1 protein-coding gene is annotated in these 216 nt (G+C 62.0%); it reads left to right on the top strand.

The annotated features are described in order from the left end of the window. The coding region (locus FQB27_RS16550; protein WP_169562190.1) for a hypothetical protein at positions 1–216 on the top strand (216 nt) is incomplete at both ends.

Raw genomic sequence — 216 nt, 5'->3', positions numbered from 1 at the left:
TCGGCCGGGGCGGCGGACCGGATCAACGCAGGGGGCACGGCTACCCTGTCCGGTGGGTCGGTTCAGGTGCTGGCTGAAAATGGCACCTATGGCCCCAGCACTACCTATACCATCCTGAGTGCGGGCGGCGGTCTTGGCGGCACCGAGTTTGACGGTGTGACCTCCAACCTTGCTTTCCTTGAACCCAGCCTCAGCTATGATGCCAATCAGGTCTAT

The organism is Sneathiella chinensis (genome assembly GCF_012720115.1).
Taxonomy (GTDB): domain Bacteria; phylum Pseudomonadota; class Alphaproteobacteria; order Sneathiellales; family Sneathiellaceae; genus Sneathiella; species Sneathiella chinensis.
The sequence above is the reverse complement of the archived record's forward strand: the minus strand, read 5'-3'. Positions and strand labels throughout refer to the sequence as shown.